Here is a 25,137-nt window from a genome sequence, read left to right as displayed (position 1 = left end):
CTCAGAGATTCTCCAGGGAAAATCTTCCTCGCCTCTGCCAATATCAGATGACAACAACCGCGACTGTGTGGACAATAGCCCCTGAAATTCCTTAACCAGTCCGTCACCACGGTGACATTTGAGGTCTGTATGGCAACACTTGCCGATAAGAAAGATTATTCGCTCTACTCCAATGCCTTTGGCTTTCTTCGCCGCCCCCTGGACTTTCGTCCGACCGAATCCGATGCCGACTGGGTGATCACCGGGGTGCCGTTTGATCTGGCGACCACAGGCCGTCCCGGCAGTCGCAATGGCCCCGATGCGCTGCGTCGTGCTTCGGTTAACCTGGCCTGGGAAGATCGCCGCTTCCCCTGGCGCTTCGCCCTGGAGGAGAAACTCAAGGTAGTGGATTGCGGAGATCTGGTGTTTGACTGCGGTGACGCAGAGCAATTGGTCCAGGGCCTGGAAGCCCACGCGACCAAGTTGCTCCAGGCTGGCAAGCAGATGTTGACCTTTGGCGGGGACCACTTCGTAACCCTGCCCCTGCTTCGCGCCCACGCCAAGCACTACGGTAAGTTGGCGCTGGTACATTTCGACGCCCATACCGACACGTACAGCATGGGCAGCCGTTATGACCACGGCACCATGTTCTATCACGCCCCCAAGGAGGGGCTGGTTGACACCAACCACAGCATCCAGCTCGGCATCCGTACCGAATATGGCTACGACGATCACCCCTTCCAGGTGCTCCACGCCGACCAAGCCAACGAGTTGCCTGCCAAAGAGATGGCCGAAATGATTCGCAGCCGGGTGGGCGACCTGCCTGTCTACCTGACTTTTGATATCGACTGCCTGGATCCCGCTTTTGCACCGGGTACCGGCACACCGGTTTGCGGTGGTCTGACTACAGACAAGGTGTTGAAGGTGTTTAGGGAGTTGGCAGGCCTCAATATCGTCGGCATGGACCTGGTGGAGGTGGCTCCCGCCTACGACCAGAGCGAAATCACCGCCCTTGCCGGTGCCACCCTGGCGACAGAGATGCTGCATCTGGTGGCCTGTAACAAGTAAAGGGCGCGGCGCGCTCGACCACAGCGCGCCAACCTTTGCGCAAACCCGGCTCCCACCACTGACGAGCCCATGCGGCTGCTCAGATACAGACAGAGTTACCGACAACCCCCGAGGCTGAGCGAACTCTAGCCGCATGCGCCTTAAGTCCTAACCCAGACTGAACGGCTTAACCCCCTAATCTGTCTTCATTACTCTCACTAAGGTATGCTGAATAGGTTTTTCCCCAGGAGCCTTACCGCATGTCCCAGACGAGACCATCCATCTTCTATCTCGACTTGTTACGCTGCCTGGCTGCCATCGCTGTCGTCCTGATCCATGTTCTGGGCCCCTGGCGTCATCTGTGGGGCCTGGCGCCCATGGACCAATGGATGGCGGCTTCCGGCTATAACGCACTTTCGCGCTGGGCTGTGCCGGTATTTATGATGATCACCGGCGCCCTGCTGTTGTCGGATAATCGCCCCTTTGTTTGTAAGGACTATATGAAACGGCGATTACTTAAGGTTGTTGTGCCTTTTGTCGCCTGGACCCTAATATATTCAATAGCTTCCGGATGGACTGACGGTGGCTTTTCGCAAGAACTTGTCACCGACACCCTGGTGGGATCACCGCGGGAGCCCGCTTGGTACCACTTGTGGTTTTTTTATGACTTTATTCCTCTCTATTTTGTCATTCCCCTATTAGTCCCATTGCTGGCAAATATGGATAAAGAGCGGGTTAAATTGATCATCGCCGCCTGGATGCTATTGACCTTGATGCACTGGCTCCACGTTGATACGCCCCTGAGGCAGAACTTGATTCTCTATAGCGGATATCTGATCCTCGGCTGGTATCTATTTAATAGAGATAATAGCCAGCAGGTGAAGTGGTGGGTACTGGCAGGCTCGCTGGCTCTACTAATCAATCTGACTGGCACTTGGTGGTTCGCCGAACTGAAACGTGGCTACAGTGCGTTCTTTATGGGATATAAATCTCTTAATACTGTCGTGATAGCCGCAATGCTGTTTGTAGTGGCCCAACGCTATGCCGATCGAATTCAGGGCCCTTTGCGTAACATGATCAGTCTAATTGCCCGTTACAGCCTGGGAATCTACCTGGTTCACCCACTGCTGCTGATACCGGTGCGAAACCTTGGCAATGGTGTCTACCACTGGTTTGGAAGCAACTGGGTTGGCCTGCCGGTGATCTCCCTCCTTACCCTGATCGCCGCCCTGTTGCTGACCATGGCGCTCTCCAGAATACCTGTCATCAACCGTATTGTTCCTTAAGGTAAAAAAAAGCCCGGCACCAAAAAGGCGCCGGGCTTTGAATCAAGTATCCAGATAGAATTATTAGTTATCTATTAGTTCTATTTTGCGAATTATGGATATCTGTTTCGTGAATCTAAATCTTCACAGGCATTTAGACATACTTGCCTTGCTCAATTTCACCTTCTCTCACATCGAATGCTCGACAAATAGAGGCTTCTTGAGCACTGGTGGTTGCTTCCCTTTCCAACCGTTCAGTCATTAATTCAAGTGTATCTAACGTTCTTGCCTTGCGAAGTTTAAAGAGATAGTCCATCTCTTCTTCGTTTAATTGCTCTAATCTAATTCTCATTGATTCTGCTTCTATGGCGACGGAACCCTTTGACAAGGGGTGACAGCTCCGATGGGAAACATTCAGAGCTAAGTATACCACCTTTTCAACTGGCAAGTGCATTTTAATATGAACCTCACTCAGGCCAGGAGCACTTTCAGAACCCTTTTTGTGACAGTTTCACTTCAGCTTTGTTTGGCAGACATTCAGTGGAATGCAGGCAGGCGGCCACTTTCAGTAACAGTTATTTTACCTATTTAGTTCACAAAAGAAGCAGTTGAAGGGCAATTGTCCAAGTCCCCGGCCCAATCGGTGATCCCCTTCAAGTTATCCCTGGGCCTCCTTTGGCTATCATGGTGACGTCGAGATAGGGCCAAACCGCTGGAGAGTAAATGAGCAACACACTTATCGCCTATTCCACCGATAAGGGGCAGACACTGAAGATCTGCAATAAGATCAAAGCCCAGCTTGAGAGCTGTGGTGAGGTGGTGTCCCTGCATAACCTGGCGGAAGGAGACGTGGATCTGGCCAGATTCGACAAGATCCTCATCGGTGCCAGCATCAAACACGGTAAGCACGCCCACAGGGTGTTCAAGTTCATAAAAGAGAAGCAGCCTCTGCTGGAGCAAAAGCCCTCCGGCTTCTTCTCAGTGTCCCTGGTGGCCCGCAAGCCAGGAAAAGACACCGCAGAAACCAATCCCTATATGCAGGCGTTTCTCAAGCGCATCACCTGGACACCTGACTTTATGGAGGTGTTTGGTGGCATGGTGGATTATCAGAGATACAACTTCTTTGATCGCCACATCATTCGTTTCATCATGCGCATCACCAAAGGCCCGACCAATCTGGATGCCTGCATTGAGTACACCGACTGGGACAAGGTCGACAGATTCTCCCAGCGTGTAGCCAATTACTGATCCCAAGGAGGATGACAGGGTGGGTCTACTCTCTCAGCTAATGGAGAAACTCCATGTGTTGCTGGCACTGCTGGCAATCTGGCTTCTTTCGACGTCGGGCCAGGTCCACCTGGCCAGCCGCATTCATGATAACGCGGGAGGGTGGGACTATAACCATATAGTTCTTGGCACCATTACTGCGCTGATGAGTGTGCTGTTTCTGGTCAAGTGCTGTCGTCATGGGCAGTGGCGCCTCTATTTCGGCTGGTGTCTGGGCCAGTTCGGCCCCATCGCCAAAGACTTTCGCAAGTTGGCGCAAAGGCAACTGCCCGCCGCGGGCTCGCCAGGCCTGCTGACCTTTATCGAGGGCATTGGTCTGTTGTTGATGCTCGCCATTGGCCTGACCGGCCTGGCTTGGCTGGCCACTCAGGGAAGCGGTCTGGCCATGACCTGGCGAAGCTGGCACATCTTATTCAGTGAGTACCTGATCTGGTACCTGATCATTCACGCCATCGCGTCCTTCAGTCACTTCCTGGAACTGATGAGATAAAACAGCAAACAACGCAAAGCCGGGGCTTCCCCCGGCTTTTCACTTCTAAGGCGACAAAAGCACATCCCCCACCGCTCAATCAATCGCCTTTGCGAACACTTTTTGTTCAAATGGTGCTAGCTCGAAAAAAGCGATAACTTTCCAAAATCAAGAAATACTTCATAAATTCAGGGGCATAATTGGCTCAAAGAGATTTATTACGCGGTAAACACCAAACATTATTCAGTCAGGCGACAACCTTTCCTGCGAAAACCCGTTTTACTAAAGAAAGTTGCGCTTAAATTGCCATTTTCCCGTTTTAAAAACTCTGTGTTCTGATATTATGCCCATCCCAATATCAACAGCAGACCACAGTGACCATGACTCAAGAATTCGAACTGATCGCCATCGAAGGCAACATCGGCGTAGGCAAATCCACCCTGCTGCCGAAGCTGGCCCATCAGTTAACCAACCAAGATGAAAAGCCCTGGAAGCTTATCATTGAGGAGGTGGACACCGATCCTGAGTTCCAGCGTCTGCTGAAAGCCTTCACCAATGACCCCAGTCAGCGCATCAACTTCCAGCGCTACATCACCAATAAGCGTGCCGAAACCTGCCAGGACCTGGATCCAGGCTACAACTACATCATTGAACGCTCCCTGTTCTCTGATCTGGTGTTCTGTCAAGCTAACCTGGCCGAAGCGTGCCGTCCCGATGGCAAGGATCTGGATTACTACTACGACATCCAAGATAAGCTGCGTGATTACCCCCAGGTGAGTGCCGTGGTCTACCTCAAGTCTGACCCGTCCGTTGCCTATGACCGTATGCTGGAGCGCGGCCGGGACGCCGAACTTGGCACACCACGTAGCTACATTCAGCTGATTTCCGACTGCCACAACACCTTCCTGCCGCACATCTGCGAGAAGTACAACACTCAGCTGTTGACCGTAGATTGGACCCATTTCGGCTGCCCAGAGGGCCTGGCGGAAGAAGTGCTGCAGGTCTGCAGCAAAGATGACTGATGTTTAGAGTGATTTTTCTAAAAATCTGCAGTTAACTGAAGGGGAAAGCCACGCCGAACCTTCCGTTGATTGACGCCGCCCCTCTGGGGCGGTTTTTTTATCTCTGGCGGCTGATGGTGACGGACAACTGCTTCCCCTGCCCGGGCAACAGCATCACCCCCTCCTCCCCCAACAAGGCGGTTTCCACACAAAGCATTGAACCGGCTTGCTCCGGCAGCATATCCCCCGGCAGCCGTTTGCCTGGATTCCACACCACCACTGAGTCCATACCAGATTGGTCCAGAAGCAAGCTGTGCCCTGGGGTCGACAACACTACCTGGCTGTCTGCCTTAGGGTAGATTCTGTCCAGGGGCGGCCTCACCTGCAAAGCACCGGGATGGATAACACTCTGGCCACTGAGCTTGTCACGATAACGACCGCCCAGCCCGTGGACCTGGCAACGATCCGCCTGTCCCACCTCAAAGTAAGTGTGAAGCGCTGCAGAGAAGGGCCAGGGTTTACTGTCGCAGTTATGGCAGGTCAGGGTGAGGGTGAGTTGATGGCCGACATGGATATCCAGTTGCAGTTCATAGGCGAAGGGCCAATAGTCAGGCTTAATGTCATCATCCGACAGACACAGAGAGATTACAGTGCCCTGAACCTGCTCGCTGATCTCATCGAGCTGCCACAACTGGGTGCGAGCGAAGCCGTGGGCAGGCAGGCTGACATCCGAGCCGTTGTCCCCGAACCAGGGCCAGCAGATGGGAACACCACCTCGAATGGGACGGGTCTGATCAAGCAGTGCTCTGTCGCTCAGCCAGAGCCAGTCCTTGCGCCCGACGGGGGTAAAACTGAGGATCTGCCCCCCAAACAGGCTGATCACCGCCTCGGCAAAACGGTTTTGCACAACCAGCACCGGAAGACCGCCTTTCAAAGTGCCTCGAATGACGCTTTCGGTGAGAACCTGTTGGGAAACCAAGTGCAAACCACTGTTCATATTGCGCTCTTTAAGCCCCTCTGACCTTAGAGGATAGCTCTGATGCCACCGCTTTGCCGCAAATGGCAGTTTGGTTGATGGATTATCCATCAACCAAACTGCCATCACAAGGGGCCAACCTATGAAGATGGTTTAGAAAAACCGACAGGAGTTAATAGTTATTTTTTGATACATGACAAGGACTTAAGGAATATCTAAGCCTACACTCCCCCCTTTCTGCCACTCCATATTCATGTCACAAGGAGAGTCGTCGTGTCCTGGGTGTGTCCACAGTGTCATGTACTGATAGATGACGATACCTTTTCCCAATGTTGGAACTGCTGTGCCAAACGGCACCCCGAAGTCGATGAAGCTGCTGTTGTGCCCCAGTGCGAGCGCTGCGATTCCGCCATGGTGCCCTATGGGGATGCCAGCATCGACCCCTTAAGCCTGGTCAATGGACAACCCCACTCCATCGCACCCTTTAAACTCTTTGCCTGTCCCAGGTGTGGCCGGGTCGAGCGCTATCTGACCAGCTCGGCTCTAGAGCGCCTTAAAACCACTGAAGAGGTCGAGTAGAGCGTCCTGGGCACCCACTCAGGCTGTGATCAAGCTCTGCCCTCCAGCACGGAGCGCAGATTGTGGGTCAACCGCCGAACCACCTCCACCTGCTCCGCCAACCTGACTCGTTGACCGGCAACCTGGCCCGCCACCTCCGCGGTTTCCCTCGCCGTACTGCTGACACTGGTTCCCGCGGTGGACAACTCCTCCACTGAATGGGCTTGTTGGGCGATGAGTCCGGTAAGCTTACTGACCTCTTCCTGGCTGCTTGCTACCTGAGACAATATGCCTGAGATGGTGTGGTTGGTGGCACCGATCACCGATTGTCCCTGCTCGACCTCGCGGCGGCTCAATTCCAATATGCCACGTATCTCTTTGGCTGCCTGGTTGCTCTGGGCCGACAACTCCCGCACCTGATCGGCCACCACGGCAAACCCCCGGCCATGACTGCCCGCACGGGCCGCTTCGATGGCGGCATTGAGGGCCAACAAGTTGGTTTGATCCGCCACCTGAGTGATCAGTGCCGCAACCCCGGTAATCTGGTCATTGGCATCCAGAATTCGAGCGATCGCCTGGCCTGACGCATCCAGGCTGCCAGCACTGCGCTGAGCTTCATTGTTGATGCTGTCACTGTGCTGCTGGAGATCAGAAACAAACTGGTCGCTTCGCTGAGTGTCCTGGGTCAGCCTCTGAAGCTCTGTGGCAATCTGTTCGGCCGCGGCAGATTGATCGGCGCAGTTGTGATGCAGCTGATCCACCTGCTGCTGCAGCAGCCCGGACTCCTGCTCTAAAGTTCCGTTAACCTGAGTGAGCTGCTGAACGTTGTCATTGACCCGGGCCAGCACGTCGGCCAGAGACTGCTCTCCCTGACGGGCCCTCTCCAGGGCAGACTCGCTCTCCTGCCGGGCCAGGGTCGCCTGGCGCAGTGCCCGGGCCCGCTGCGCATAGGTAAAGGCCAGGGCGATGCCTATGACCAGCAGGGGCACTACGATGCCGGTGATCGCCTCCACCCGCAACGCAGATGCAGACAGAGTCAACTGAGGATAGCCGCCGCCAGACAGGCCATGGAGCACCATGGCCAGAGCGATGCCGCTGGCACACAGGGACCACAGGGTCGCCATCAGCAGGCCAGCACAGATAAAGTAGGCCACCATAAGCACCGGCACCCACAACCCCTGACTGGAGGCCAGCATGCCACCGGACTGATAGATAAGGTTCAGACAATGAAGGCTCATCCCCAGGAAACCCAAGTTCAGGGCGGCGTGATAGGATGCGCTGAGTCTGAGCACCACTGCCCCGGACAATTCAAGGGCGATAAGCAGGATCGAGGTAAACACCAGCGGCTGTACGCCCTGTCCATGCCACTTGATCAGGCTGTAGATTCCGGTAAGCAGGGAGAGAAGCAGAAAGAATAGAGCCGTGTCAATTTTGCGCCTATCCTCTTCGTTCGTCGGCAACTGGGCAGGCATAAACAGGCTTCGCCACCAATTGAGTGGATTCATCTCTGCACTCCGTCTCATCCTCAAAAGTTGAAGTGACAGCATAATACAGTCACCCCAACCAAAATAGAGCAATTACTCTATTCGCGATAAGTGTCACAACAAACCACCAGGGCAGAGCACAAAAAAGGGAGCCTTCCGGCTCCCACTGCTGTGTTGGCTTTATTACAGCTTGTAGCTGAAGGTCGCCATCACCAGATGGGCATTGTAGTCCTGGCTGAGGTCACCCAGGGTCGTCAGCCCCCAGACACCCTGACCGGGATAGTTGACCACCGGGATGTCGGCGTAGTCGCTGTCTTCATAGCGCTCATACTGATAACGCAGACCGATGGCAGCGCGCTCGCTGACGGCGTACTCTGCGCGCAGCTGCACACTGTGGCTGGTGGACTCATACTCCCCGAGATACTCAGGCGCACTGGTGTGAGCATCGCTGATGGACAGCGCATACTGATAGGATGCGGACAGCTTAACGCCCCACTCCTTCAGGCCCAGGTAGTCGGCAGACACACCGGCAAAACCAAACTCGTCACTGCTCAGGGCGGACCAGGTGGCGTAGTCGCCGTTATCACTGCCCAGCTGCTCGTTGTCGATCCACTGGTAACCACCAAACAGGGACAGGTACCAGGCATCGCCAGGCTCCCAGCCCAGACTCAGGTCATAGCCGTAATCCTCGGACTCGGTCAGACCGATATCGCTGTCATCGTAGTCGTCCAGGGCATAGTGCATACGCAGATCGATGTTCAGCTGAGGCAGGGGCGTGTGACCGATCTCAGCCACCACCTGGGTGCGATTTCTGTCCGCCAGGTGGTACTTGCGCATCAGATCGTTCTCCTCGGAAGAGGTCACGCTGTCTGCCTCGAAACGGCTGCCGTCCCGCTGACCATAGCTGGCCTTCAGGCGCAGATCCCACAGCTCCAACGAGCTCAGGCGATAGCTGACCCACACCTCGGTCTCGTCAGTCTCTTCACGCTCACTGGCACTGCGCTCGATGTTCTCATACTCGATGCCGGCGGAGAGTTTCTGCCCCATGGCCAGGCGGTAATCCGCTGACAACCGGTAGTTGGCCTTGGTGGTGTCCATCGCCTGGGTCTGCTCCACCTGGCCGCTGAGCTCACCAAAGCGGATCTGCTCGAACTCATACAGGGTCGAGTCGTTGTCGCGGTCACGGTAACGGGCGGCGGCACGCAGGGTCAGGTTGGAGGAGAGACGGCTGGTCAGCCCCAGCTCCGCATCCAGGGTGTTTACCTTGAGATCCGCCGCTTCCACGCCAGCAGGGACACCGGTCAGGGTCACCAGATCCGCGTCCTGCTTCTGCTCACCGGTGGCCACACGGCCGCTGATGCGGGTGCTGCCCGCCTGGTAACGCCCCTTGAGGAACACCTGCTGGGCCTGGTTGTCCGGCGCTCCGGCCAGGGCTGACTCAGGCGCCTGAACGGCAAAGCCCAGAATGTCGTTGTCATACCAGCTGCCCTGATAACCGGCTTCCAGCAGCCAGCGATCGCCGGTGGCATGCACCGCCGCCATCATGTTGCGAGTAACACTATCCACGGGCTTGGCAATGTTGGTGGTATTGCCCAGCAGACTGACGCTGCTGGCCTGCTTACCGGTGAGGTCTTCGTTATCAAAGGCTACTCGAGCACCCCAACGGCCTCCCATGTAGCGTGCGGCGAAGCCCAGCTTCTCCCGCTCGAGCTTGAGCTGCTCGGTCTTATCCAGGTCGGAGGGGTCGGTCTGTGCGGTGGTGGTGTCCACATGGGACTTGGTGTCCAGCTCCGCTTCCACCTGCCAGCTGCCCGGCATGCGGTGGCTCAGGCGCAGATCGCCTCGCTCGCTGCCCAGCTCCTTGGCCTGGATTTCGCTGCGGGTACCGGAGTCACTGATGTGCAGAATGTCCGCATCGACGCCGGCGGCAAAACCATCCTCATACCCCAGGGCATTGGAGGCATGATCATCGTCGGTAATGGCGCTGCCCGCCGCCAGAGTGAACTCACCCTGAGTCCCGATATTGGTGTTGCACTTCTTACAGGCCCACTTGCTGGTGTTGGCCTTCTCCAGGTTGGCGGCGTTAACGCCAAAGTCGAACGCCTGCACCTGGGTGCTGGCCGCCATCATCGCCAGGGCGATGGCACTGATACTTGTCTTCATGGTCTCACCCCTTAGAACTGGAACGCCTTGCCGGACGGATGGTTGGAACCGTGGATCTGGCTGTGGCAGTTCAGGCAGCCCTGCCCTGCGGTTTGAATGCTGCCGTTACCGCCAGGGATGGTGCTTGGGTGGCCATCTTCACTGTGGCACTGCTTGCACAGCATGGGAACCCGGGTTTTGAGCATCCCTTCATTCACGCTGCCGTGGGCGTTGTGGCACAGGCTGCAATCTTCCATCACCGGCTCATGCTCCCACAGGAAGGGACCGCGCTTGTCGGCGTGGCACTGATGGCAGGTGTCGTTGACGGTAGCCTGGTTCATTGCAGACTCGCTTAGGGAGCCATGAGGGTTGTGGCAATCGGAGCAGGCCATCTCATCCCACTTGATGGGGTGAGCGGAGCGCTTGTGGCTGTCGGCCTTGGCCTTGGTGTGGCAGCTCTGGCAGGTCTGGTTCTGTCCCTCGGTGGTCAGGACCTGGTCCTTGGCCACGTGCAGCTGGTGGCAATCTACGCAGGCCACGTCATCGGAGGCGTGGGCACCCAGGTGCCAGTCACTGCGGCCAGAGTCGTCGTGACAGGCCAGGCAGACGCTGTTTTGCATCTCGGCGGTCAGAGGGGAGTCGTCACCAAAGGTGATCATCGGCTCATTCTTGCCGCGGTGTTTGCCCTGAGGGCCGTGGCAGGACTCACACTGGAGGCCGGCCATAGGGCCTTTCACCACATTGGGGTTGCCATGAATGCCGTCGAAGATGGCGGCCACCCCCTCGGTCTTGCGGTGGCACATCATGCAGCCATCGGCGCCCTTCTTGGAGTATTTTCCCTGCTCAAATTTTTGCTGCAGCTTGGTAAGCAACTCAGCATCCCCGGCCATGGCCTGGGAGGAAAATCCCAGACCCAATGCCATCATGGTTACCGCCCCGATGGACAGCGCTTTTCTCATCATCATTATGTTTGCCAACTGTTTGAATGTTATTGGTCCGACACCCTGAAAAGGTGCCGCAAACAGGCTGACGGTAAACCGATGAGGCGTGAAATACTCTGGGGCTTTTCACAGTGATCCGGGTTTTGCCGGCCAGTTAACACAAAAAAACCGGCCCTAAGGCCGGTTAAACACTGAAAAAGTTAAGGTTCAATATGATGAATCACTCGAGCCCATACTATCTCCATGCAGTTGGTCGATTCTATGTGGGTTTTGCCAGTGTTGAGCTAGTTGCCGTGAATCGCCTCTGCCAGCAGACGGGCGGCCTTTACTATGGAGGGCCCGGCCTGCTTGGTCACCGCCGAATCGATGAACTTCACCCGGCGCTGCTGCACGGCAAAGACACGCTCTGCCCCCGGGCGCGCCGCCACTTCCGCCACCGTGGTGGTGCCGCTGCCCGCCTGAGGCCCCTCGAACACCGGACCGGTGGCACCCGGCCAGGTGGGCAGCAGTATCACCCGGGGATTGGACTGCACCACTTCGGGCCAGGTGACCGCCGGCGCCATGCCCGCACGCTCTGCAAAGACAGGCTTACCGCCCACCAGGCGAATCAGCTCACTGATGTAGGAGTCCGCACCAGGCACGCATTTATACAGGTAATTAATCTCGTAATAGACCGTCAGCGGCTCATGGCCAGCGTACTCACTGGACACCTTGTCCAGGCCAGCCCGGATGGAGTCCACCAGGGCCACCGACTGAGGCTGATGGCCAATGGCCTCACCCAGGGCGCGGATCTTGTCGTACACCTCCGCCAGGCTGCTCTCCTCCATATGGATCACCCTGATGCCGCGTTTCACCAGCTCCGCCTTCAGCCCCAGCTGCAAGCCGGAGGCCGTCAGCGCCAGGTCCGGCTTAAGGGCGGCGACCACATCGGGGTCGATGTCGGTAAAACCACCCACCACCGCCAACTCGCCCTTGGCCACCTTGTCGGGAATGCTCTGAGGAAAACGGGCATAACGGGTCACTCCCACCAGCTCATCTTCCGCGCCGACGGCAGCTACCGTATGACTCCAGTTAGGTGCCAGCGATACGATTCGCGCCGCCCAGGCACCGGGCAGAAACAGCAAAAGCGCCAGACACAGAGTCAGACGCACCTGGATAGATGTAAGCATGGGTTTTCTCCGCCCGTTGCCGTCGAATTTTCCGCCAGCATAGCGCCAGTGCCGGCTCAGGCCAGTGTCCGATAGCCAAAACCTGAGCCACTGCACGATTGCGACACCCAAAGAAAAACTCTGTTAAAACTCACAGTGAATCGCCCAGCAAGAAGCCGGGACAATGGCAGCAATGTCCCTGGCAACTCGAAGGTCCACCTTGAACGCTCTGCTCCAAGCCCAACAACTGCACTACCTCTACGACGACCACAGGGCGGTGGACGGAGTCTGCCTCAATGTTCGCGAGGGCAGCTGCTTCGGCCTGCTGGGCCCCAATGGCGCAGGGAAATCCACCACCCTGTCCATGCTCGAGGGCGTCCTGGCCCCTACCAGTGGCCAGGTGTTGTTTCGTGGCTTTCCTCTGGATAACAAGTACAAGCAGTCCATCGGCATCCAGTTTCAATCCACCGCCCTGCCCGACTACCTGAGCGTGCGCGATTGCCTGAAACTGTTCGCCAGCTTCTACCCCAGAAAAGCCAACATCTCGGATCTGATTGAGCTGTGTCAGTTGGATGAGGTGGCGGACAAACTCCACTTTCACCTCTCCGGAGGTCAGCGTCAGCGATTGCTGCTGGCCATGAGCCTGGTGAATGATCCCGAACTGCTGTTCCTGGATGAGCCCACCACCGGCCTGGACCCCCAGGCCAGGCTGAAGTTCTGGCAACTGGTGCGCACCTTGAAGGAGCAGGGAAAGACCCTGGTGCTGACTACCCACTATATGGACGAGGCCCAGCAGCTCTGTGACCGCATTGCCATCATGGAACGCGGCCGCATTGTGGCCGAAGAGGCCCCGGAGGTGCTGCTTGAGGATCACTTCCGTCCCCACCTGATCACCCTGCTGGACTCGGGTCAGGCGACCGTCCCTCAGGATGATCGCTACCCCCTGTGGCGCCAAGGAGACCAACTGGTGCTGGAGTGCGACGACACCCAGGATGCTCTGAACTGGCTCAACCACCACAACCTGCCCCTGCAGGGACTGACCGTCAGGGCGCCCAATCTGGACGACCTCTATCTGAAACTGACCGGGAGCCAACTGCAGCCATGAACGCCCTGCTCGCCCTGATCCACGCCCGCAACCTGGAGTTCTCCCGGGACCGTTCCGCCCTGGGCTGGTCCCTGGTGTTCCCCCTGGTACTGATCATCGCCCTGGCCCTGGTGTTTGACGACGACCAGCGCCCCCTGTATCAGATTGGCCTGGTGGGCAACACCGCCATTCCATCGGCCCTGCAAAGCCTGGAACACATCGAGTACATTCATTACGCCACCCTGGACGAAGCCAAACACAAGGTGGCTCGCCATCTGGTGGACCTGGCCATCGACAGCCAGCACTACTGGGTCAATCCGGACTCCAACCGCGGCTACATCGCCGAACAACTGGTGGTGGCCCGCCTGCCCCATCTGAGTTCTGAAAGCATCCAGGGGGAAGCGGTCAGCCATGTTGAGTGGTTGCTGCCGGGGATCATCGGCATGAACATGATGTTCTCCGCCCTCTATGGCGTCGGCTACGTGGTGGTCCGCTATCGCCGCACCGGGGTGCTGAAACGGATGCAGGTCACCCCCCTTCGTCCCTGGCAGTTTCTCGCGTCTCAGATGCTCAGTCGCCTGGGCGCCATCGTCGCCACCTCAGTGGTGGTCTTTGCCCTGGTGGCGCTGATCTTCTCCATCAAGGTAGTAGGCAATCCGCTGCTGCTGCTGATCAACACCACCCTGGGTGGCGCGGCGATGATCAGCCTGGGTCTGTTGGTGGCCAGCCGCACCCGCTCCGAAGAGTTGTCCAATGGCATTCTCAATCTGCTCTCCTGGCCGATGATGCTGCTATCGGGGATCTGGTTCAGCCTGGAGGGCAGCTCCCCCTGGGTACGCACCCTGGCGGATCTGCTGCCTCTGACCCACATGAACGACGCCAACCGGGCGGTGATCATCGATGGGGCCGGATTCTTAGCCATAGCTCACCACCTGTGGCCCCTGGCGGCCATCACCCTGGTGAGCCTGGCCCTGGCCAGTTGGCGATTCCGCTGGAGTTAACCGGCACCACTACCTGCCCAGGGAACTGAAGGTCTCACGGATGTGATCGATCATCTTGCGGGTCTTCTCCGGCAGGAAGGTGCGGGATGAGTAGATAAGGCTCAGCCCCACCTCTCCCGCCTGACGCTCACCAAACAGCGGCTCCAGGTTGAACTCGGCCTGGGCCCGCGCCACAAACACCCTGGGCAGCAAACCAATGCCCATCCCCTGACAGGTCAGTTGCTGCACCAGGTGCAGATCATCAGTACGAAAGCGGAAACTGAGATCCCGCTGCAGAAACGCCGCAATGTGGCGGCTGGCCAACAAAGCGTGCTGCTGCAGTTCGCTCTCGTCGGCAGGCCGCCCATGTGCCTCCAGATAGTCCGTGGTGGCCGCCCAGCAACAGGGGAAAGGCAGCAGGCTCTGGCGCACGTAATCGAGATTGATCACCTCCGCCTCCGACGGCAGAAGCTGGATATCGATGCGCTCTCGCTGCAGATCGACACTTCTCTGGTGATAGAACACCTCCAGACTGACCTTGGGATAACGCTGCATATACTGCTGCATCATGGTGATGAAGGTGGGCGATGAGGCCACCGCCGCCGGCACCGCCATTCGCAGCGCCCCCTCCATCTGCATCCTGCGCTCCTTGAGGCGCACCATCGCCTGGTTGGCGGTATCCAGCTGCCCCTGGGTCTGTTCATAGAGCATGCGGCCATTCTCGGTCAGCTCGATGTGGCGGGTGGTGCGGATCAGCAACTGGCACCCCAGGGCCCGCTCAAGCTCCTGCAGCCGCCGGCTGACGCGGGACCTGGGCATGCCCGCCGCCTTGGCTGCCGCACTGATCCCCTGATGCCTGACGGTCATCACAAACAGATTTAGATCATCCAGCTGACTCATCATTGTCTCGAATATAGGTCATATGCGAACCATTATGCCGCCTACATGAAACCAATAACAGGCCCTATACTGGCGCACCGCGAATTACTCAGGTCTTCCAATGCCCGCTCTCGACACCCTTTTCAAACGCTGGACCCGCGCCCTGCTGTTGCTGTTCCTGCTGGTACTGCTCTATGTGGTGGTCTCCGACCGCTTCGCCCCATTGACCACCGAAGGCCGAGTGCAGGGACAGGTGGTACAGTTAGCCACCGAGGTGTCCGGCTCGGTCACCTCGGTGGAGGTGGAGAACAACCAGAGGGTCACCGCCGGCCAGCTGCTGTTTACCCTGGATGACCGCCGCTACCGACTGGCGGTGACTCAGGCGGAGATCGCCCTGCAGCAGGCCAGAGAGCAGCAGCAGGCTCTGCAGGCTCAGATCCGCGCCGCAGAGGCCCAGTTATCCAGGGCCCAGGTGGGGTACGAGCACGCCCATAAGGAGTATGTGCGTACCCGCAAGATGGGTGAGCATCAGCTGGTGTCCCAATCGGTGCTGGATCAGAGCCGAACCGCCTACCTCGGGGCCGAGGCGGAACGGGACATGGCCCGACAGCAGCTACAAACCCTGAAGGCCCAGTGGGGCGACGGCACCACCTCGGCTGTGGAGATGGCCCTGAACACCCTGAACCAGGCAAAGCTCAATCTCAGCTACACCCAGATACACGCACCTGAGAATGGCGTGGTCTCCAACCTGCAGTTAATTACCGGCAGCTACGCCAACGCCCACCAACCCTTGCTCTCCTTTGTTCCGGAGAACTCCCTGTGGATCACCGCCGATTTCAGAGAGAAGGCGCTGGCCCTGGTGGACAGCCACTCCCGCGCCCTGGTGGCCTACGATGCCCTGCCCGGAGAGGTGTTCCCCCTCACCCTGGACAGCCGTGACATGGGGGTCGCCCAGGCGCAGCAGACCGCCAACGGCGCCCTGTCCAGCATCCAGGTGAGCAATCGCTGGGTACGGGATTCCCAGAGAGTCAGGGTGAACCTCAACTCAGACGATCTGCTGCCGCAGCAGCTGTTTATCGGCTCCCGTGCCTCTGTGGTGCTCTACCCGGGGGAGAGTCCCCTCTGGCGCCCCCTGGCCCAGATGCAGATCGCCCTCATCAGCCACCTGCACTTCATCTACTGATGGCTGTCCAGATGCTCAAGCGGCTGTGGCTTGGCGCCAGCATCGCCTTTGTAGTGGCGACGCTGTGCAACTGGAGCTACGGCGCCATGTTCGCGCCGCTGCTGCTGGTGGTGGTGCTGTCGCGGCTGCAGAGCTGGAACGGCTATGTGGTAGGCCAACTGCTGCTGTCCGTCGGCTTCACCGGGTTGCTGGCCAACCTGATTCTCGGATTTCTCCAGCCCTTTCCCCTGTTGACCCTGGCCGCCATGGCATTGTGGATGGCCATCAGCTGCATCACCATGACCCACCCCGCCAGTTACATGTTTGGCTTTGTTAACCTGTCCATAGGGTCTGTCATGATGAACGTGGGCAGCTTTGCCGGTTTTGATCTGGTGGACTTCAGCCTGGACCTGTTTTTCTCTGCCCTGCTGGCCTCCGCGATTGCCGCCCTGATGCTGCTGCTTATCCCCACGGATGACCCCCAGCCCATGCCTGGGCCTCCGCCACAGACGCCGGAGCAGGTCGCCCATGGCCTGCGCATCACCTGGGGCATGGTGATGCTGCTCTATCTGCTGTTTCAATGTATGGATCTGGCGGATACCCTCTCGGCTCAGGCGGCCGCGGTGCTGCTGTTGGCACCCATGAGCCTGATGGGCAGCTTTGTCGCCTCCCGCGCCAGACTGGTGGGCACCCTGCTAGGCTGTGCCCTCACCCTGATGCTGCAACTGCTGCTGTTCTCCTATCTGGACCATCTGTTGCTCTACCTGGTGGCCTTCTCCCTGGCACTGGGCCCCTTCCTGTTGCTGGTCTGCCAGGGCGGCGAGCGTGGCGCCATCGGATTTGCCGGCACCTCGGCGGTCACCGTGCTGATGTCCGGCGTGGTGCCGGGGCAACAGGACCTGTTCTTCTCCAGCCTCTACCGCATGGGCTCCACCCTGGCTCTGGTGGCGGGGACCGCCCTGTTGCTGCTGATGACTCACAAATCCTTTCCCCTTAAAGTTAATGCATAACTATTCATTACCTGCATGTTTGTGATGTCTGTCTGGGCAGCGATCACACTCCCTCACAGAACTAGGCCGGTAGCATTGGTTGCATAGTTGTTCAAAACTGGTGAAAAACAACGCAATCAGGCGCATTTTAATTCATAATGAACGCATAGTTATTGACTCAGCATTTGCCCCTGCCCTATAGTCGGCCTCTATCAATTATCGAGCCATTGAAAACAGAGACCAGATTATGAAGAAACTCATTGCTGTACTGAGCCTCTCCCTGCTGACCCTGACCGGTTGTGGAAAGAAAGAGAATGTCCTGGTGGTCGGCACCAACGCCGCCTTCCCTCCCTTTGAATACATGGGTGGCCCCAACGGCGACGAAGTCAAAGGGTTCGATATCGACATCGCCCGTCAGATTGCCGAAGACGCCGGCAAGACCCTCAAGGTGGAGAACATGAAGTTCGACTCCCTGATTGTGGCCCTGAACGCCGGCAAAATTGACATGATCGCCGCTGGCATGACCATCACCCCGGAGCGCCAGAAAGCGGTGAGCTTCTCTCAGCCCTACTACGAAGCCACCCAGGTGGTGCTGACCCAACAGGGCAAGGCGCCTGCCAGCCCCGAAGAGCTTAAGGGCAAGACCATCGCCGTGCAGCTGGGTTCCACCGGCGACATCATGGCCAAGGAGTACAGCCAGAACGTGGTGGCGTTCAACACCGGCTTCGAAGCGATCATGGAGCTGAAAAACGGCAAGGTGGATCTGGTGCTGTTCGACAGCGAGCCTGCCGCCAACCACATGAAGAAGAACCCGGATCTGCAGCTGACCAAGCTGGCCTTCGACCCTGAGTACTACGGCCTGGCCATCTCCAAAGAGAACGCCGAACTGCTGAAGCAGACCAACGCCACCCTGGACAAGATGAAGTCCAATGGCCAGTACGACGCCCTAATCTCCCAGTACATGAAGTAACCCTATGCAGGCGATCATCGACTCTCTCTTTACCCCCATCGGCCAGGATGGGATGGTGGGCATCCTGCTGATCTGGAGCGGCCTCAAGGTCACCCTGGCAGTGACCCTGCTGGCCACCCTGCTGGGCTCGGTGCTGGGGATCTGCACCACCCTGATGAAGATGTCCAGCCACTGGTACCTGCGCTGGCCGGCCAACCTCTATGTGTCGGTGATCCGTGGCACCCCTGTGGTGGTCCAACTGGTGATTCTCTACTTCATCGTGTTGGCCTCCCTGGACGTGGACAAGATCACCGCCGCAGTGATCGCCTTCGGCATCAACAGCGGCGCCTACATCTCGGAGATCATCCGCGCTGGCATCCAGGCGGTGGACAAGGGCCAGATGGAAGCGGCCCGCTCCCTGGGTCTGTCCCAGGGTCAGGCGATGAAGGAGGTGATTCTGCCCCAGGCGGTGAAGAACATCCTGCCGGCCCTGGGCAATGAATTCATCGTACTGCTCAAGGAGACCGCGGTGATTGGCTTTATCGGTGGCGTCGACCTGATGCGCGCCGGGGAGATCATCCGCAGCCGCACCTTCGAAGACGTGGTGCCCCTGTTCACCTGCGCCATCATCTACCTGATGTTGACCTACAGCTTCACCCTGATGCTGTCCCAATTTGAGAAGAGGCTGAAACAGAGTGATTAAAGTCAGCAACCTGCATAAACAGTTTGGCGATGTCGAGGTGCTCAAGGGAATTGACCAGACCGTCGCCCCCGGCGAGGTGGTCAGCGTCATCGGCCCCAGCGGCAGCGGCAAGAGCACCTTCCTGCGCTGTCTCAACCTGCTGGAGACTCCCACTCAGGGGGAGATCCTCATCGAGGGAGAATCGATCACCGCCCCGGGCGCCTGTGTGGATCAGCTGCGCCGCAAGGTCGGCATGGTATTTCAGAACTTCAACCTGTTCCCCCACAAGACGGTGATGGAGAACATCACCCTGGCGCCGGTGAAGCTGGGACTGATGAGCGCCGAACAGGCGCAGGCCAAGGCCCTCTCCCTGTTGGAGCAGGTGGGCCTGGCCGCCAAGGCCGAGGTGTACCCCTCCAGCCTCTCCGGAGGTCAGAAGCAGCGGGTGGCCATCGCCCGGGCCCTGGCGATGGAACCGGATCTGATGCTGTTCGATGAGCCCACCTCCGCCCTGGACCCCGAGATGGTCGGTGACGTGCTGGACGTGATGAAATCCCTGGTGGACGACGGCATGACCATGGTGATCGTTACCCACGAGATGGGCTTCGCCCGGGAGGTCTCAGATCGGGTGCTGTTTATCGATGGCGGCGAGGTGGTGGAAAGCGGGCCGCCCCAGCAGATCTTCGATGCACCGCAGCAACAGAGGACCCAGTCCTTCCTGTCCAAAGTGCTCAGATAGACAAAAGCCCCCAGATTTGGGGGCTCTTTGTTGGGTTCACACTTAATCAGGCGTGATCCCGTGATGACTGGCGCCGCATATCTGTCATCGACAACACCCTCTAAAGGGGCAAGTTAACGAATGTCACATTATAAGCGAAACGAGAAAGGCACTCGTCTACGACTTCCTCTCAAACCACCTGTAGTGCATGTGGTTTCAGCTAACCAATCGGTATTTAATCACATACAATTCACTAGTGTCCGGGTAAATTTCACGAATGACGCCTTTAAGCTCTTTTAGCGTCATATTCTCTTGTTTTGCGTGGAATTCTGTCAGTTTATCGAAACTAAGTGGGACAACAGACTCGATTTTCAGGGCGCAGAACCATCGACCATTCTCGTATGTTGAAACCTGAACAATTGAATCGGGAGCATAATCTTTTTCTGCTTCATCTCGAATGGTTATCGTCTTTTTTCCAGATAAAATATCCGCCTCAAATCGCTCAAAGAAAGTCATTTCAGACAAGCTCATCGGTACTCCAAATTCAAAATTGCTGATAGCACATAATCGGTTTTTGATGCGGCAATTGACCGCTTTTTACCCTGCTCAAACCGGCCGGGTCTCTGCACGAAACCACAATGCACCCATATGACTTTTGATATTAATCAGTGCATCAAAGTGCGGACCACTTGCCTTGGGGCTCTCTTTCGCAAAATAGGCGCCAACCTCGCACAGGTGGCATCCCATGGCCGCAAATGGCGGCCAGGCATTCGTTGGACACCATTGCCTAATGAAGACTTTGGAGGGAGTCGAAAGAGTCAATCAGGGTGAGGCCTAGGTAACCCATGGCCAGCCATCCTGACTCAGGGTGCCGCAGGAAAAAAGCTTCTGCTCAGCCATAGACTCGCTCAAGAAACGCCACCAGATGGCGATTTACAAATTCAGGGTTTTCCAGGGTGGAGATGTGGCCCGCCTTGGGAATCTCCACCATCTCGGCGCCGGTGATCTCATCCAGCATCAGGTAACTCTCCAGCACGGTGCGGGCTCTGTCCTCCTGCCCCACCATGATCAGCGCCGGCAGCGCCAGTTTGGCCAGGTCGTCCACCTGATCCCGGCGACCAAAGATGATTCGCCCCAGGCGAACGGTATCGTCGATGCGGGACTCCGGCAGATTCGCCAGGCTGTCACGGAAACCTTGCGCCAGTTCGGGGTGACGCTCCGCCACGTCTGTGGCGAAAAACAGCGGCACAATCTGGTCCAGCAGCGGCGGCGGCACCTGGCGGGATTCCTCGATGGCCGCCAGCATGGCGAAATACTTCTTATGGGTCACCTCTGGCTCCAGGCCCACAAAGGTATCCATCAGTACCAGGCTCTGAATGCGGCTGGGCGCCAGTTGCGCCAGCTCGGTAGCCCACATGCCGCCCACAGACAGCCCGACGATGGAGAAGCGCTCCACTTCCAGGGCATCCATCAACGCCAGCATGTCTTCGGCCAGGCTCTTGAGGTTTCGGGTCTCGCCGGGCAGTGCGCCGGAGGCACCGTGTCCCCAGAGATCAGGCACGATGCAGCGGTAGTGCTGACTCAGGGCCTCTATCTGAGGAGCCCACATGGCCGAGTCCCACAGGTAGCTGTGACCGAACAACAGCACCGGGCCCTGGCCCTTGTCCAGATAGCTCAATTCACTGCCGCGAATGGTGATGGATGTCATAGCGGATGTCCTATTGCCTGGGATTCAAAGGAGGATGTTTGGAGGAACACTCTACTGCATCAACGGGACCGATTTCATCAAGCCACCTCACCCATTTTACTCAACTGCTGGGATTTTCGACGCCATTCAAGCTGAACGCTCTGTTTCAGTGCTTTCAGAGAACGCGTGAGAGACAGTTCAGAAACCTAGACCGGCTTTGACTACAAGCCCAACCTGTAAAACACCCCAGGATAAAAAAACCCGGCAGTGCCGGGCTTTTTTGCGTCTCAACTTCAGTGTTCGAGATAACCAATTCTAAGCACGAAGTCGATAAAATCGAGGAACATCGGGTGAATCACCGGCGCCTTAGGATCAACAAAGGCGATGGCCGGGTCGCAAGGATTGCGGCTGAAATCCAGACACAGCAGGAAACCGTTATCCCAGGCCAGGGGAATCATCTTGCGCAGCAGCGTCTCATTCTCCAGAACAAAGTCCGCTGGCAGACAGCCTGCCAGGGTGGCAAAAGGGTTGAGATCCGGCTGCTGGAAACAGGAGAGGTCGAAGAAACAACGACGGTCGGGGCAGCGCAGTTCGATGCCAATGGGTTTGAACGCCTTGCCCAGCGCACTGGGGTAAACATATTTGGTGCTGGCCTCATAGCCGCCGCACTGCTCAAGAAAATCCAGAATCAGCTGGGGAAAACGGATCCCCATGGTTGCCTCCAGATACGCCACCACCTCTCGGTCCAGGGGGTCTCTCATAGGCGCAAAGGCTATCTGACTGAGCATCGAGCCCGGAGGCACCAGGTCCTCACCCTTATGGAGAATGGAGAGTTTGCGGTCATCGGTAAACAGCTTCATAGGCACTTTCACTGAACAAACATCGGAATAACAGCAGACTAACACAGCCTTTTTCCCAGGCCAGAAGGGACCATTATGATTTATTTCTATGGCTTGATAGCCTAAATGGAATACACCAGTCGCTGCCCTTGCTAACCTCCGTCAAACCGAAGAAGTGACTGTTATTTATGCAACTGTAGCCATATCACGATTCGAAAAACCCATAGTTTCATTGCGGTTATAGCGATACTCCAGCAGCGATGAGCTGAACAGGAACACCGAGGAAGGCGCAGCCAGTATACGGGTTGAAAATGCCCGCCTGGAGCCCTGTGCCATTGAGAAGGGGGTGCGACTGATTGGTGGCAAGTGGACTGGCTCTCTGCTGTACCACCTTAAAGACGGTCCGGTTCGTTCTAACGACCTGGCCAGGTTGCTGGGTGGCGGCAGCAAAAAAATGATCGACCAACGATTCAAGGAGCTGGAGTCTCGCAATAGGGTGGTCCAAAAGTCCTGAGAGACCGCCCCATCGCCGCCACCTAAGAACTGACCGGGTTTGGCCGCTCTGCCCTGCATGTACTGGAAGTGATGCGAAAGTGGTCTGAGTCTAGCGAACTCTGCCCCATCAATCCGTTTGTCGGGGCAATAGCAGTCAGCGCTCAACCAACCGGCGAAAATGGTCCTCGAGATGATGTTGCCCATAGCAAGGTGCGGCCATGTCTGAGCCCATCAGAGTCAGGAAGAACTCCGCAGCTCCGGTCCACCGTTCCGGGAGCCAACCGCAGAGTGAAGCCGCGCCTTTGCGCAGGCCATCAGGAAAGCAACTTATCTGACTTTGTTTGCTCATCGCCGCGAACGCCAGCTCTCCGATCTGCCGATGAGTAAACAACTCGGGGCCTCCCACATCCAGCTCCCTCTCTTCGGAACCGATGGCGTCGATGCAGAACCTGGCCAAATCCTCGCCATGGATGGGATTAAGGGTGTGCTGACCATTGCCGAACAGATACACCCTGCCCCCTTTGGCCATCTCGAAAAAGTCACTCATGTCGGAGAAGAATCCGTTAGGACGAACCACACAAGGGTGTTCAATTTCGGAGCTGAGCAGCCGCTTGGCAAAACGCTCTTTAGCCTGAAGCAAGCGTACGTTCTGAAACTTGAGGGCGTTAAAAGCAGAGACATAGATGAATTGGCGCACACCTGCGCGCTCCGCTTCCCTGAGCAGGTTCAGATTGGCCTGATAATCCACATCCATATAACCCAACCCATCCTTCTGGCGGGTGATGCCCACGCAGGAGATCACCACGTCCACCTGATCACAGCACCCCAAAATAGAATCCGGTGAGGTTACCTCGCCAACCCTGAGTTGGCTTTCATCCAGGCCCAACGGACTGAGCTTGCCTGGACTGCGGGCCAAAGCGATCGCCGGGTATCCCGATGACAGCAACTGGTGAACCAGGTGCTGGCCCAGATAACCCGTGGCACCGGCCACTAAAACCCGTGGAAATGCACTCATGATGATGCCTTCTAAGATTGAATAGAGGAAAGGAAAATGCGGGTGCGGACAGCCACGTGCTGGGAGAGCTGCGAGGGCTCCAATGTGGTTGCGCCAAGGAACTTCAACCTGGGATAGAAGCCGCTTTGCCACATCAGAAACAGCATCTCGGCCAGATCGTTGGTGCCAACCTCCGGATGATGAACGCCAGAGTGTTCGAACAAGCTGGCGATGTGCCTCATTGCCCGGCCCGGTCCCTGAGAATAGAGCTGCTCTTTAAGAGCCTGGTACTGAGGGCCTCCAGCCGCAATGGCATTGTCAAACGCCATCACTCGCGGCTGACTGATAAGCTCCATCAGCCTTACGCCTAAACGGTTTAACTCCGCCTCCATCTGCTCAACGCTGGATGGCCGTGGCGCCGCCTCTAAGGAGTCCAATGCCATGGCCTCGGACGTGAACGTTTCCACATAGGCGCCTATCACCCCTTGCAGAGTGTCAAAACGACGATAGAGGGTCACCTTGGAGATTCCGGCGGTTTTGGCGATACGCTCGATGGAGAGTCGGGCAATGCCCTGCTCCTCCAGGATGCTATCGATTGCCGCAAACACTTGCAGTGTCTTTTGTCCATCCACCGGTCGCCCTTTGGCCGTCTTTGCCGCTATGCCAGTCATGGTTCTTCTTCCACTTTAAGTATTAATTCAGGTTAACCAACCCAATTATGAAACGCAACCGTCCACTATATGGTTCTGGCTGACACAGCTACTGACACTTTCTCCATTGCTAGCTTAAACGGCTGAGGTAATTTGGCATTAAGGCTTTCGAGGATAAATTGATGATCAAGAAGATAGTTCTATGCACCCTGCTGGCCTCGGCCGGGACACAAGCCGCCATTGAGCCAGAGACTCTGAAAGAGGTGAAGGCGGTGCAGTTTCCCTCTGAGCGGGTGATCACCTCTGGCCTGCCGCAGCCGGAACAGTTTCCCGCCCTGAAGCAGGCTGGCGTAGATCTGGTGATCAACCTGATCCCTGCCGGGAATCCTACTGGTCTGGAGAACGAAGGAAAACTGGTGACAGAAGCAGGCATGGAATATGCCCACATCGGTGTGGACTGGAAGCAACCGACCACCGAAGATGTGCAGACATTCCTGGCGGTGATGGAGGCCAACAAGGATAAGGATGTACTGATTCACTGCGCCGCGAACTACCGCGCCTCAGCCTTCTACTACCTCTATTTGCTGCACACAGGAGTCCAGGACAGTGAGGTTCTGCAAAGCAGTGCCATGGCGCCCTGGGGAAACCTGAGCGAAAGCTTTAGAGAGTACCCTCAGTGGCAACAGCTGATTGAAGAGATAAAAAAGGGCCTGTAAGGCCCTTTTCCGTTTG

26 protein-coding genes and 1 pseudogene are annotated in these 25,137 nt (G+C 57.1%); 15 read left to right on the top strand and 12 right to left on the bottom strand.

Features of this window, described 5'->3' with window-relative positions:
- Nucleotides 1-129 precede the first annotated feature (129 nt).
- Together speB and ACN0RV_RS08890 are read left to right on the top strand one after the other, a co-directional pair.
- Nucleotides 130-1,047 (top strand): agmatinase, encoded by a 918-nt coding sequence (gene speB, locus ACN0RV_RS08895; RefSeq protein WP_417347276.1) that lies wholly within the window; start codon nt 130-132, stop codon nt 1,045-1,047.
- Nucleotides 1,048-1,286: 239 nt separating this feature from the next.
- Nucleotides 1,287-2,312, top strand: a complete 1,026-nt coding sequence (locus tag ACN0RV_RS08890) for an acyltransferase (protein ID WP_417347275.1) — start codon at nt 1,287-1,289, stop codon at nt 2,310-2,312.
- Between the two features lie 133 nt (nt 2,313-2,445).
- On the opposite strand, the gene ACN0RV_RS08885 is transcribed toward ACN0RV_RS08890, so the two are convergent.
- Entirely contained in the window at nt 2,446-2,643 is a 198-nt protein-coding gene (locus tag ACN0RV_RS08885; protein WP_169628238.1) for a hypothetical protein, read from the bottom strand.
- Between the two features lie 371 nt (nt 2,644-3,014).
- On the opposite strand from ACN0RV_RS08885, the gene hemG reads away from it, so the two are divergent.
- From hemG to ACN0RV_RS08870, 3 genes are all read left to right on the top strand, one after another.
- Nucleotides 3,015-3,539 carry a menaquinone-dependent protoporphyrinogen IX dehydrogenase gene (gene hemG / locus ACN0RV_RS08880; protein WP_417347274.1) on the top strand — a complete coding sequence of 175 codons (525 nt, stop codon included), beginning with the start codon at nt 3,015-3,017 and terminating at the stop codon, nt 3,537-3,539.
- A gap of 19 nt (nt 3,540-3,558) precedes the next feature.
- Entirely contained in the window at nt 3,559-4,068 is a 510-nt protein-coding gene (locus ACN0RV_RS08875; RefSeq protein WP_417347273.1) for a cytochrome b/b6 domain-containing protein, read from the top strand.
- A 359-nt stretch (nt 4,069-4,427) separates the two neighbouring features.
- Nucleotides 4,428-5,069, top strand: coding sequence for a deoxynucleoside kinase (locus ACN0RV_RS08870; RefSeq protein WP_417347286.1), 642 nt, complete (start codon nt 4,428-4,430; stop codon nt 5,067-5,069).
- Between the two features lie 97 nt (nt 5,070-5,166).
- On the opposite strand, the gene ACN0RV_RS08865 is transcribed toward ACN0RV_RS08870, so the two are convergent.
- A complete protein-coding gene (locus ACN0RV_RS08865) occupies nt 5,167-5,964 on the bottom strand; it encodes a D-hexose-6-phosphate mutarotase (protein ID WP_417347272.1) in 798 nt (265 codons plus the stop codon).
- Nucleotides 5,965-6,297: 333 nt separating this feature from the next.
- Here ACN0RV_RS08865 and ACN0RV_RS08860 point away from each other — a divergent pair, with 333 nt between their 5' ends.
- Nucleotides 6,298-6,603, top strand: a complete 306-nt coding sequence (locus ACN0RV_RS08860; RefSeq protein WP_417347271.1) for a hypothetical protein — start codon at nt 6,298-6,300, stop codon at nt 6,601-6,603.
- Nucleotides 6,604-6,632: 29 nt separating this feature from the next.
- Here the strand turns inward: ACN0RV_RS08860 and ACN0RV_RS08855 are convergent, their stop codons facing one another.
- From ACN0RV_RS08855 to ACN0RV_RS08840, 4 genes are all read right to left on the bottom strand, one after another.
- Complete coding sequence (locus ACN0RV_RS08855) at nt 6,633-8,087, bottom strand: methyl-accepting chemotaxis protein (RefSeq protein WP_417347270.1); 1,455 nt, start codon at nt 8,085-8,087, stop codon at nt 6,633-6,635.
- Between the two features lie 162 nt (nt 8,088-8,249).
- The gene (locus tag ACN0RV_RS08850; protein WP_417347269.1) at nt 8,250-10,229 is read right to left on the bottom strand and encodes an MtrB/PioB family decaheme-associated outer membrane protein; all 1,980 of its coding nucleotides are present in this window, start codon (nt 10,227-10,229) and stop codon (nt 8,250-8,252) included.
- Between the two features lie 11 nt (nt 10,230-10,240).
- Nucleotides 10,241-11,170, bottom strand: a complete 930-nt coding sequence (locus ACN0RV_RS08845; protein WP_417347285.1) for a DmsE family decaheme c-type cytochrome — start codon at nt 11,168-11,170, stop codon at nt 10,241-10,243.
- A 263-nt stretch (nt 11,171-11,433) separates the two neighbouring features.
- The gene (locus tag ACN0RV_RS08840; protein WP_417347268.1) at nt 11,434-12,318 is read right to left on the bottom strand and encodes an ABC transporter substrate-binding protein; all 885 of its coding nucleotides are present in this window, start codon (nt 12,316-12,318) and stop codon (nt 11,434-11,436) included.
- A gap of 199 nt (nt 12,319-12,517) precedes the next feature.
- On the opposite strand from ACN0RV_RS08840, the gene ACN0RV_RS08835 reads away from it, so the two are divergent.
- Together ACN0RV_RS08835 and ACN0RV_RS08830 are read left to right on the top strand one after the other, a co-directional pair.
- Nucleotides 12,518-13,402 carry an ABC transporter ATP-binding protein gene (locus tag ACN0RV_RS08835; protein WP_417347267.1) on the top strand — a complete coding sequence of 295 codons (885 nt, stop codon included), beginning with the start codon at nt 12,518-12,520 and terminating at the stop codon, nt 13,400-13,402.
- Entirely contained in the window at nt 13,399-14,382 is a 984-nt protein-coding gene (locus tag ACN0RV_RS08830; RefSeq protein WP_417347266.1) for an ABC transporter permease, read from the top strand. Before ACN0RV_RS08835 ends, ACN0RV_RS08830 begins: the two co-directional genes overlap by 4 nt.
- A gap of 9 nt (nt 14,383-14,391) precedes the next feature.
- On the opposite strand, the gene ACN0RV_RS08825 is transcribed toward ACN0RV_RS08830, so the two are convergent.
- The gene (locus ACN0RV_RS08825) at nt 14,392-15,261 is read right to left on the bottom strand and encodes a LysR family transcriptional regulator (RefSeq protein WP_417347265.1); all 870 of its coding nucleotides are present in this window, start codon (nt 15,259-15,261) and stop codon (nt 14,392-14,394) included.
- 100 nt (nt 15,262-15,361) lie between these two features.
- Here ACN0RV_RS08825 and ACN0RV_RS08820 point away from each other — a divergent pair, with 100 nt between their 5' ends.
- The 5 genes from ACN0RV_RS08820 to ACN0RV_RS08800 all read left to right on the top strand — a co-directional run bounded on the left by ACN0RV_RS08820 (nt 15,362) and on the right by ACN0RV_RS08800 (nt 19,761).
- Nucleotides 15,362-16,423 carry an HlyD family secretion protein gene (locus tag ACN0RV_RS08820; protein ID WP_417347264.1) on the top strand — a complete coding sequence of 354 codons (1,062 nt, stop codon included), beginning with the start codon at nt 15,362-15,364 and terminating at the stop codon, nt 16,421-16,423.
- Between the two features lie 11 nt (nt 16,424-16,434).
- The gene (locus ACN0RV_RS08815; RefSeq protein WP_417347263.1) at nt 16,435-17,412 is read left to right on the top strand and encodes a DUF2955 domain-containing protein; all 978 of its coding nucleotides are present in this window, start codon (nt 16,435-16,437) and stop codon (nt 17,410-17,412) included.
- 226 nt (nt 17,413-17,638) lie between these two features.
- Nucleotides 17,639-18,361, top strand: a complete 723-nt coding sequence (locus ACN0RV_RS08810; RefSeq protein WP_417347262.1) for a basic amino acid ABC transporter substrate-binding protein — start codon at nt 17,639-17,641, stop codon at nt 18,359-18,361.
- Nucleotides 18,362-18,365: 4 nt separating this feature from the next.
- Nucleotides 18,366-19,043 (top strand): amino acid ABC transporter permease, encoded by a 678-nt coding sequence (locus ACN0RV_RS08805; protein ID WP_286339186.1) that lies wholly within the window; start codon nt 18,366-18,368, stop codon nt 19,041-19,043.
- On the top strand, nt 19,036-19,761 hold the full coding sequence (locus ACN0RV_RS08800) for an amino acid ABC transporter ATP-binding protein (protein WP_417347261.1): 726 nt from the start codon (nt 19,036-19,038) through the stop codon (nt 19,759-19,761). Before ACN0RV_RS08805 ends, ACN0RV_RS08800 begins: the two co-directional genes overlap by 8 nt.
- Before the next feature lie 195 nt (nt 19,762-19,956).
- Here ACN0RV_RS08800 and yqfB read toward each other — a convergent pair whose 3' ends face one another.
- The 3 genes from yqfB to ACN0RV_RS08785 all read right to left on the bottom strand — a co-directional run bounded on the left by yqfB (nt 19,957) and on the right by ACN0RV_RS08785 (nt 22,287).
- Entirely contained in the window at nt 19,957-20,271 is a 315-nt protein-coding gene (gene yqfB, locus ACN0RV_RS08795; RefSeq protein ID WP_417347260.1) for a N(4)-acetylcytidine aminohydrolase, read from the bottom strand.
- A gap of 361 nt (nt 20,272-20,632) precedes the next feature.
- The gene (locus tag ACN0RV_RS08790; RefSeq protein WP_417347259.1) at nt 20,633-21,448 is read right to left on the bottom strand and encodes an alpha/beta fold hydrolase; all 816 of its coding nucleotides are present in this window, start codon (nt 21,446-21,448) and stop codon (nt 20,633-20,635) included.
- Between the two features lie 272 nt (nt 21,449-21,720).
- Nucleotides 21,721-22,287, bottom strand: a complete 567-nt coding sequence (locus tag ACN0RV_RS08785) for an SMI1/KNR4 family protein (RefSeq protein WP_417347258.1) — start codon at nt 22,285-22,287, stop codon at nt 21,721-21,723.
- A gap of 244 nt (nt 22,288-22,531) precedes the next feature.
- On the opposite strand from ACN0RV_RS08785, the pseudogene ACN0RV_RS08780 reads away from it, so the two are divergent.
- Nucleotides 22,532-22,881: pseudogene (locus ACN0RV_RS08780) on the top strand (winged helix-turn-helix transcriptional regulator); the annotation flags it as partial.
- Nucleotides 22,882-22,915: 34 nt separating this feature from the next.
- Here the strand turns inward: ACN0RV_RS08780 and ACN0RV_RS08775 are convergent.
- Nucleotides 22,916-23,776, bottom strand: a complete 861-nt coding sequence (locus ACN0RV_RS08775; protein WP_417347257.1) for an SDR family oxidoreductase — start codon at nt 23,774-23,776, stop codon at nt 22,916-22,918.
- An 11-nt stretch (nt 23,777-23,787) separates the two neighbouring features.
- Nucleotides 23,788-24,426 carry a TetR/AcrR family transcriptional regulator gene (locus ACN0RV_RS08770; RefSeq protein WP_417347256.1) on the bottom strand — a complete coding sequence of 213 codons (639 nt, stop codon included), beginning with the start codon at nt 24,424-24,426 and terminating at the stop codon, nt 23,788-23,790.
- Nucleotides 24,427-24,587: 161 nt separating this feature from the next.
- On the opposite strand from ACN0RV_RS08770, the gene ACN0RV_RS08765 reads away from it, so the two are divergent.
- Nucleotides 24,588-25,121: a protein tyrosine phosphatase family protein gene (locus tag ACN0RV_RS08765; protein ID WP_417347255.1), complete on the top strand. Its 534-nt coding sequence runs from the start codon at nt 24,588-24,590 to the stop codon at nt 25,119-25,121.
- Nucleotides 25,122-25,137: the final 16 nt, after the last annotated feature.

The sequence above is a fragment of the Ferrimonas sp. genome (assembly GCF_048263965.1).
In the GTDB taxonomy this organism is placed as follows: Bacteria; Pseudomonadota; Gammaproteobacteria; order Enterobacterales; family Shewanellaceae; genus Ferrimonas.
This window is presented reverse-complemented; position numbering and strand designations above follow the sequence as displayed.

Excerpts from the sequence above, each read along its gene's own strand:
- yqfB (WP_417347260.1), bottom strand. The coding sequence starts at position 20,271 with ATGAGCTTGTCTGAAATGACTTTCTTTGAGCGATTTGAGGCGGATATT.
- ACN0RV_RS08810 (WP_417347262.1), top strand. The coding sequence starts at position 17,639 with ATGAAGAAACTCATTGCTGTACTGAGCCTCTCCCTGCTGACCCTGACC.
- ACN0RV_RS08825 (WP_417347265.1), bottom strand. The coding sequence starts at position 15,261 with ATGAGTCAGCTGGATGATCTAAATCTGTTTGTGATGACCGTCAGGCAT.
- ACN0RV_RS08775 (WP_417347257.1), bottom strand. The coding sequence starts at position 23,776 with ATGAGTGCATTTCCACGGGTTTTAGTGGCCGGTGCCACGGGTTATCTG.
- ACN0RV_RS08805 (WP_286339186.1), top strand. The coding sequence starts at position 18,366 with ATGCAGGCGATCATCGACTCTCTCTTTACCCCCATCGGCCAGGATGGG.
- ACN0RV_RS08885 (WP_169628238.1), bottom strand. The coding sequence starts at position 2,643 with ATGAGAATTAGATTAGAGCAATTAAACGAAGAAGAGATGGACTATCTC.
- hemG (WP_417347274.1), top strand. The coding sequence starts at position 3,015 with ATGAGCAACACACTTATCGCCTATTCCACCGATAAGGGGCAGACACTG.
- ACN0RV_RS08815 (WP_417347263.1), top strand. The coding sequence starts at position 16,435 with ATGCTCAAGCGGCTGTGGCTTGGCGCCAGCATCGCCTTTGTAGTGGCG.
- ACN0RV_RS08845 (WP_417347285.1), bottom strand. The coding sequence starts at position 11,170 with ATGATGAGAAAAGCGCTGTCCATCGGGGCGGTAACCATGATGGCATTG.
- ACN0RV_RS08850 (WP_417347269.1), bottom strand. The coding sequence starts at position 10,229 with ATGAAGACAAGTATCAGTGCCATCGCCCTGGCGATGATGGCGGCCAGC.
- ACN0RV_RS08890 (WP_417347275.1), top strand. The coding sequence starts at position 1,287 with ATGTCCCAGACGAGACCATCCATCTTCTATCTCGACTTGTTACGCTGC.
- ACN0RV_RS08855 (WP_417347270.1), bottom strand. The coding sequence starts at position 8,087 with ATGAATCCACTCAATTGGTGGCGAAGCCTGTTTATGCCTGCCCAGTTG.
- ACN0RV_RS08840 (WP_417347268.1), bottom strand. The coding sequence starts at position 12,318 with ATGCTTACATCTATCCAGGTGCGTCTGACTCTGTGTCTGGCGCTTTTG.
- ACN0RV_RS08820 (WP_417347264.1), top strand. The coding sequence starts at position 15,362 with ATGCCCGCTCTCGACACCCTTTTCAAACGCTGGACCCGCGCCCTGCTG.
- ACN0RV_RS08785 (WP_417347258.1), bottom strand. The coding sequence starts at position 22,287 with ATGAAGCTGTTTACCGATGACCGCAAACTCTCCATTCTCCATAAGGGT.
- ACN0RV_RS08870 (WP_417347286.1), top strand. The coding sequence starts at position 4,428 with ATGACTCAAGAATTCGAACTGATCGCCATCGAAGGCAACATCGGCGTA.
- ACN0RV_RS08790 (WP_417347259.1), bottom strand. The coding sequence starts at position 21,448 with ATGACATCCATCACCATTCGCGGCAGTGAATTGAGCTATCTGGACAAG.
- ACN0RV_RS08830 (WP_417347266.1), top strand. The coding sequence starts at position 13,399 with ATGAACGCCCTGCTCGCCCTGATCCACGCCCGCAACCTGGAGTTCTCC.
- ACN0RV_RS08770 (WP_417347256.1), bottom strand. The coding sequence starts at position 24,426 with ATGACTGGCATAGCGGCAAAGACGGCCAAAGGGCGACCGGTGGATGGA.
- speB (WP_417347276.1), top strand. The coding sequence starts at position 130 with ATGGCAACACTTGCCGATAAGAAAGATTATTCGCTCTACTCCAATGCC.
- ACN0RV_RS08765 (WP_417347255.1), top strand. The coding sequence starts at position 24,588 with ATGATCAAGAAGATAGTTCTATGCACCCTGCTGGCCTCGGCCGGGACA.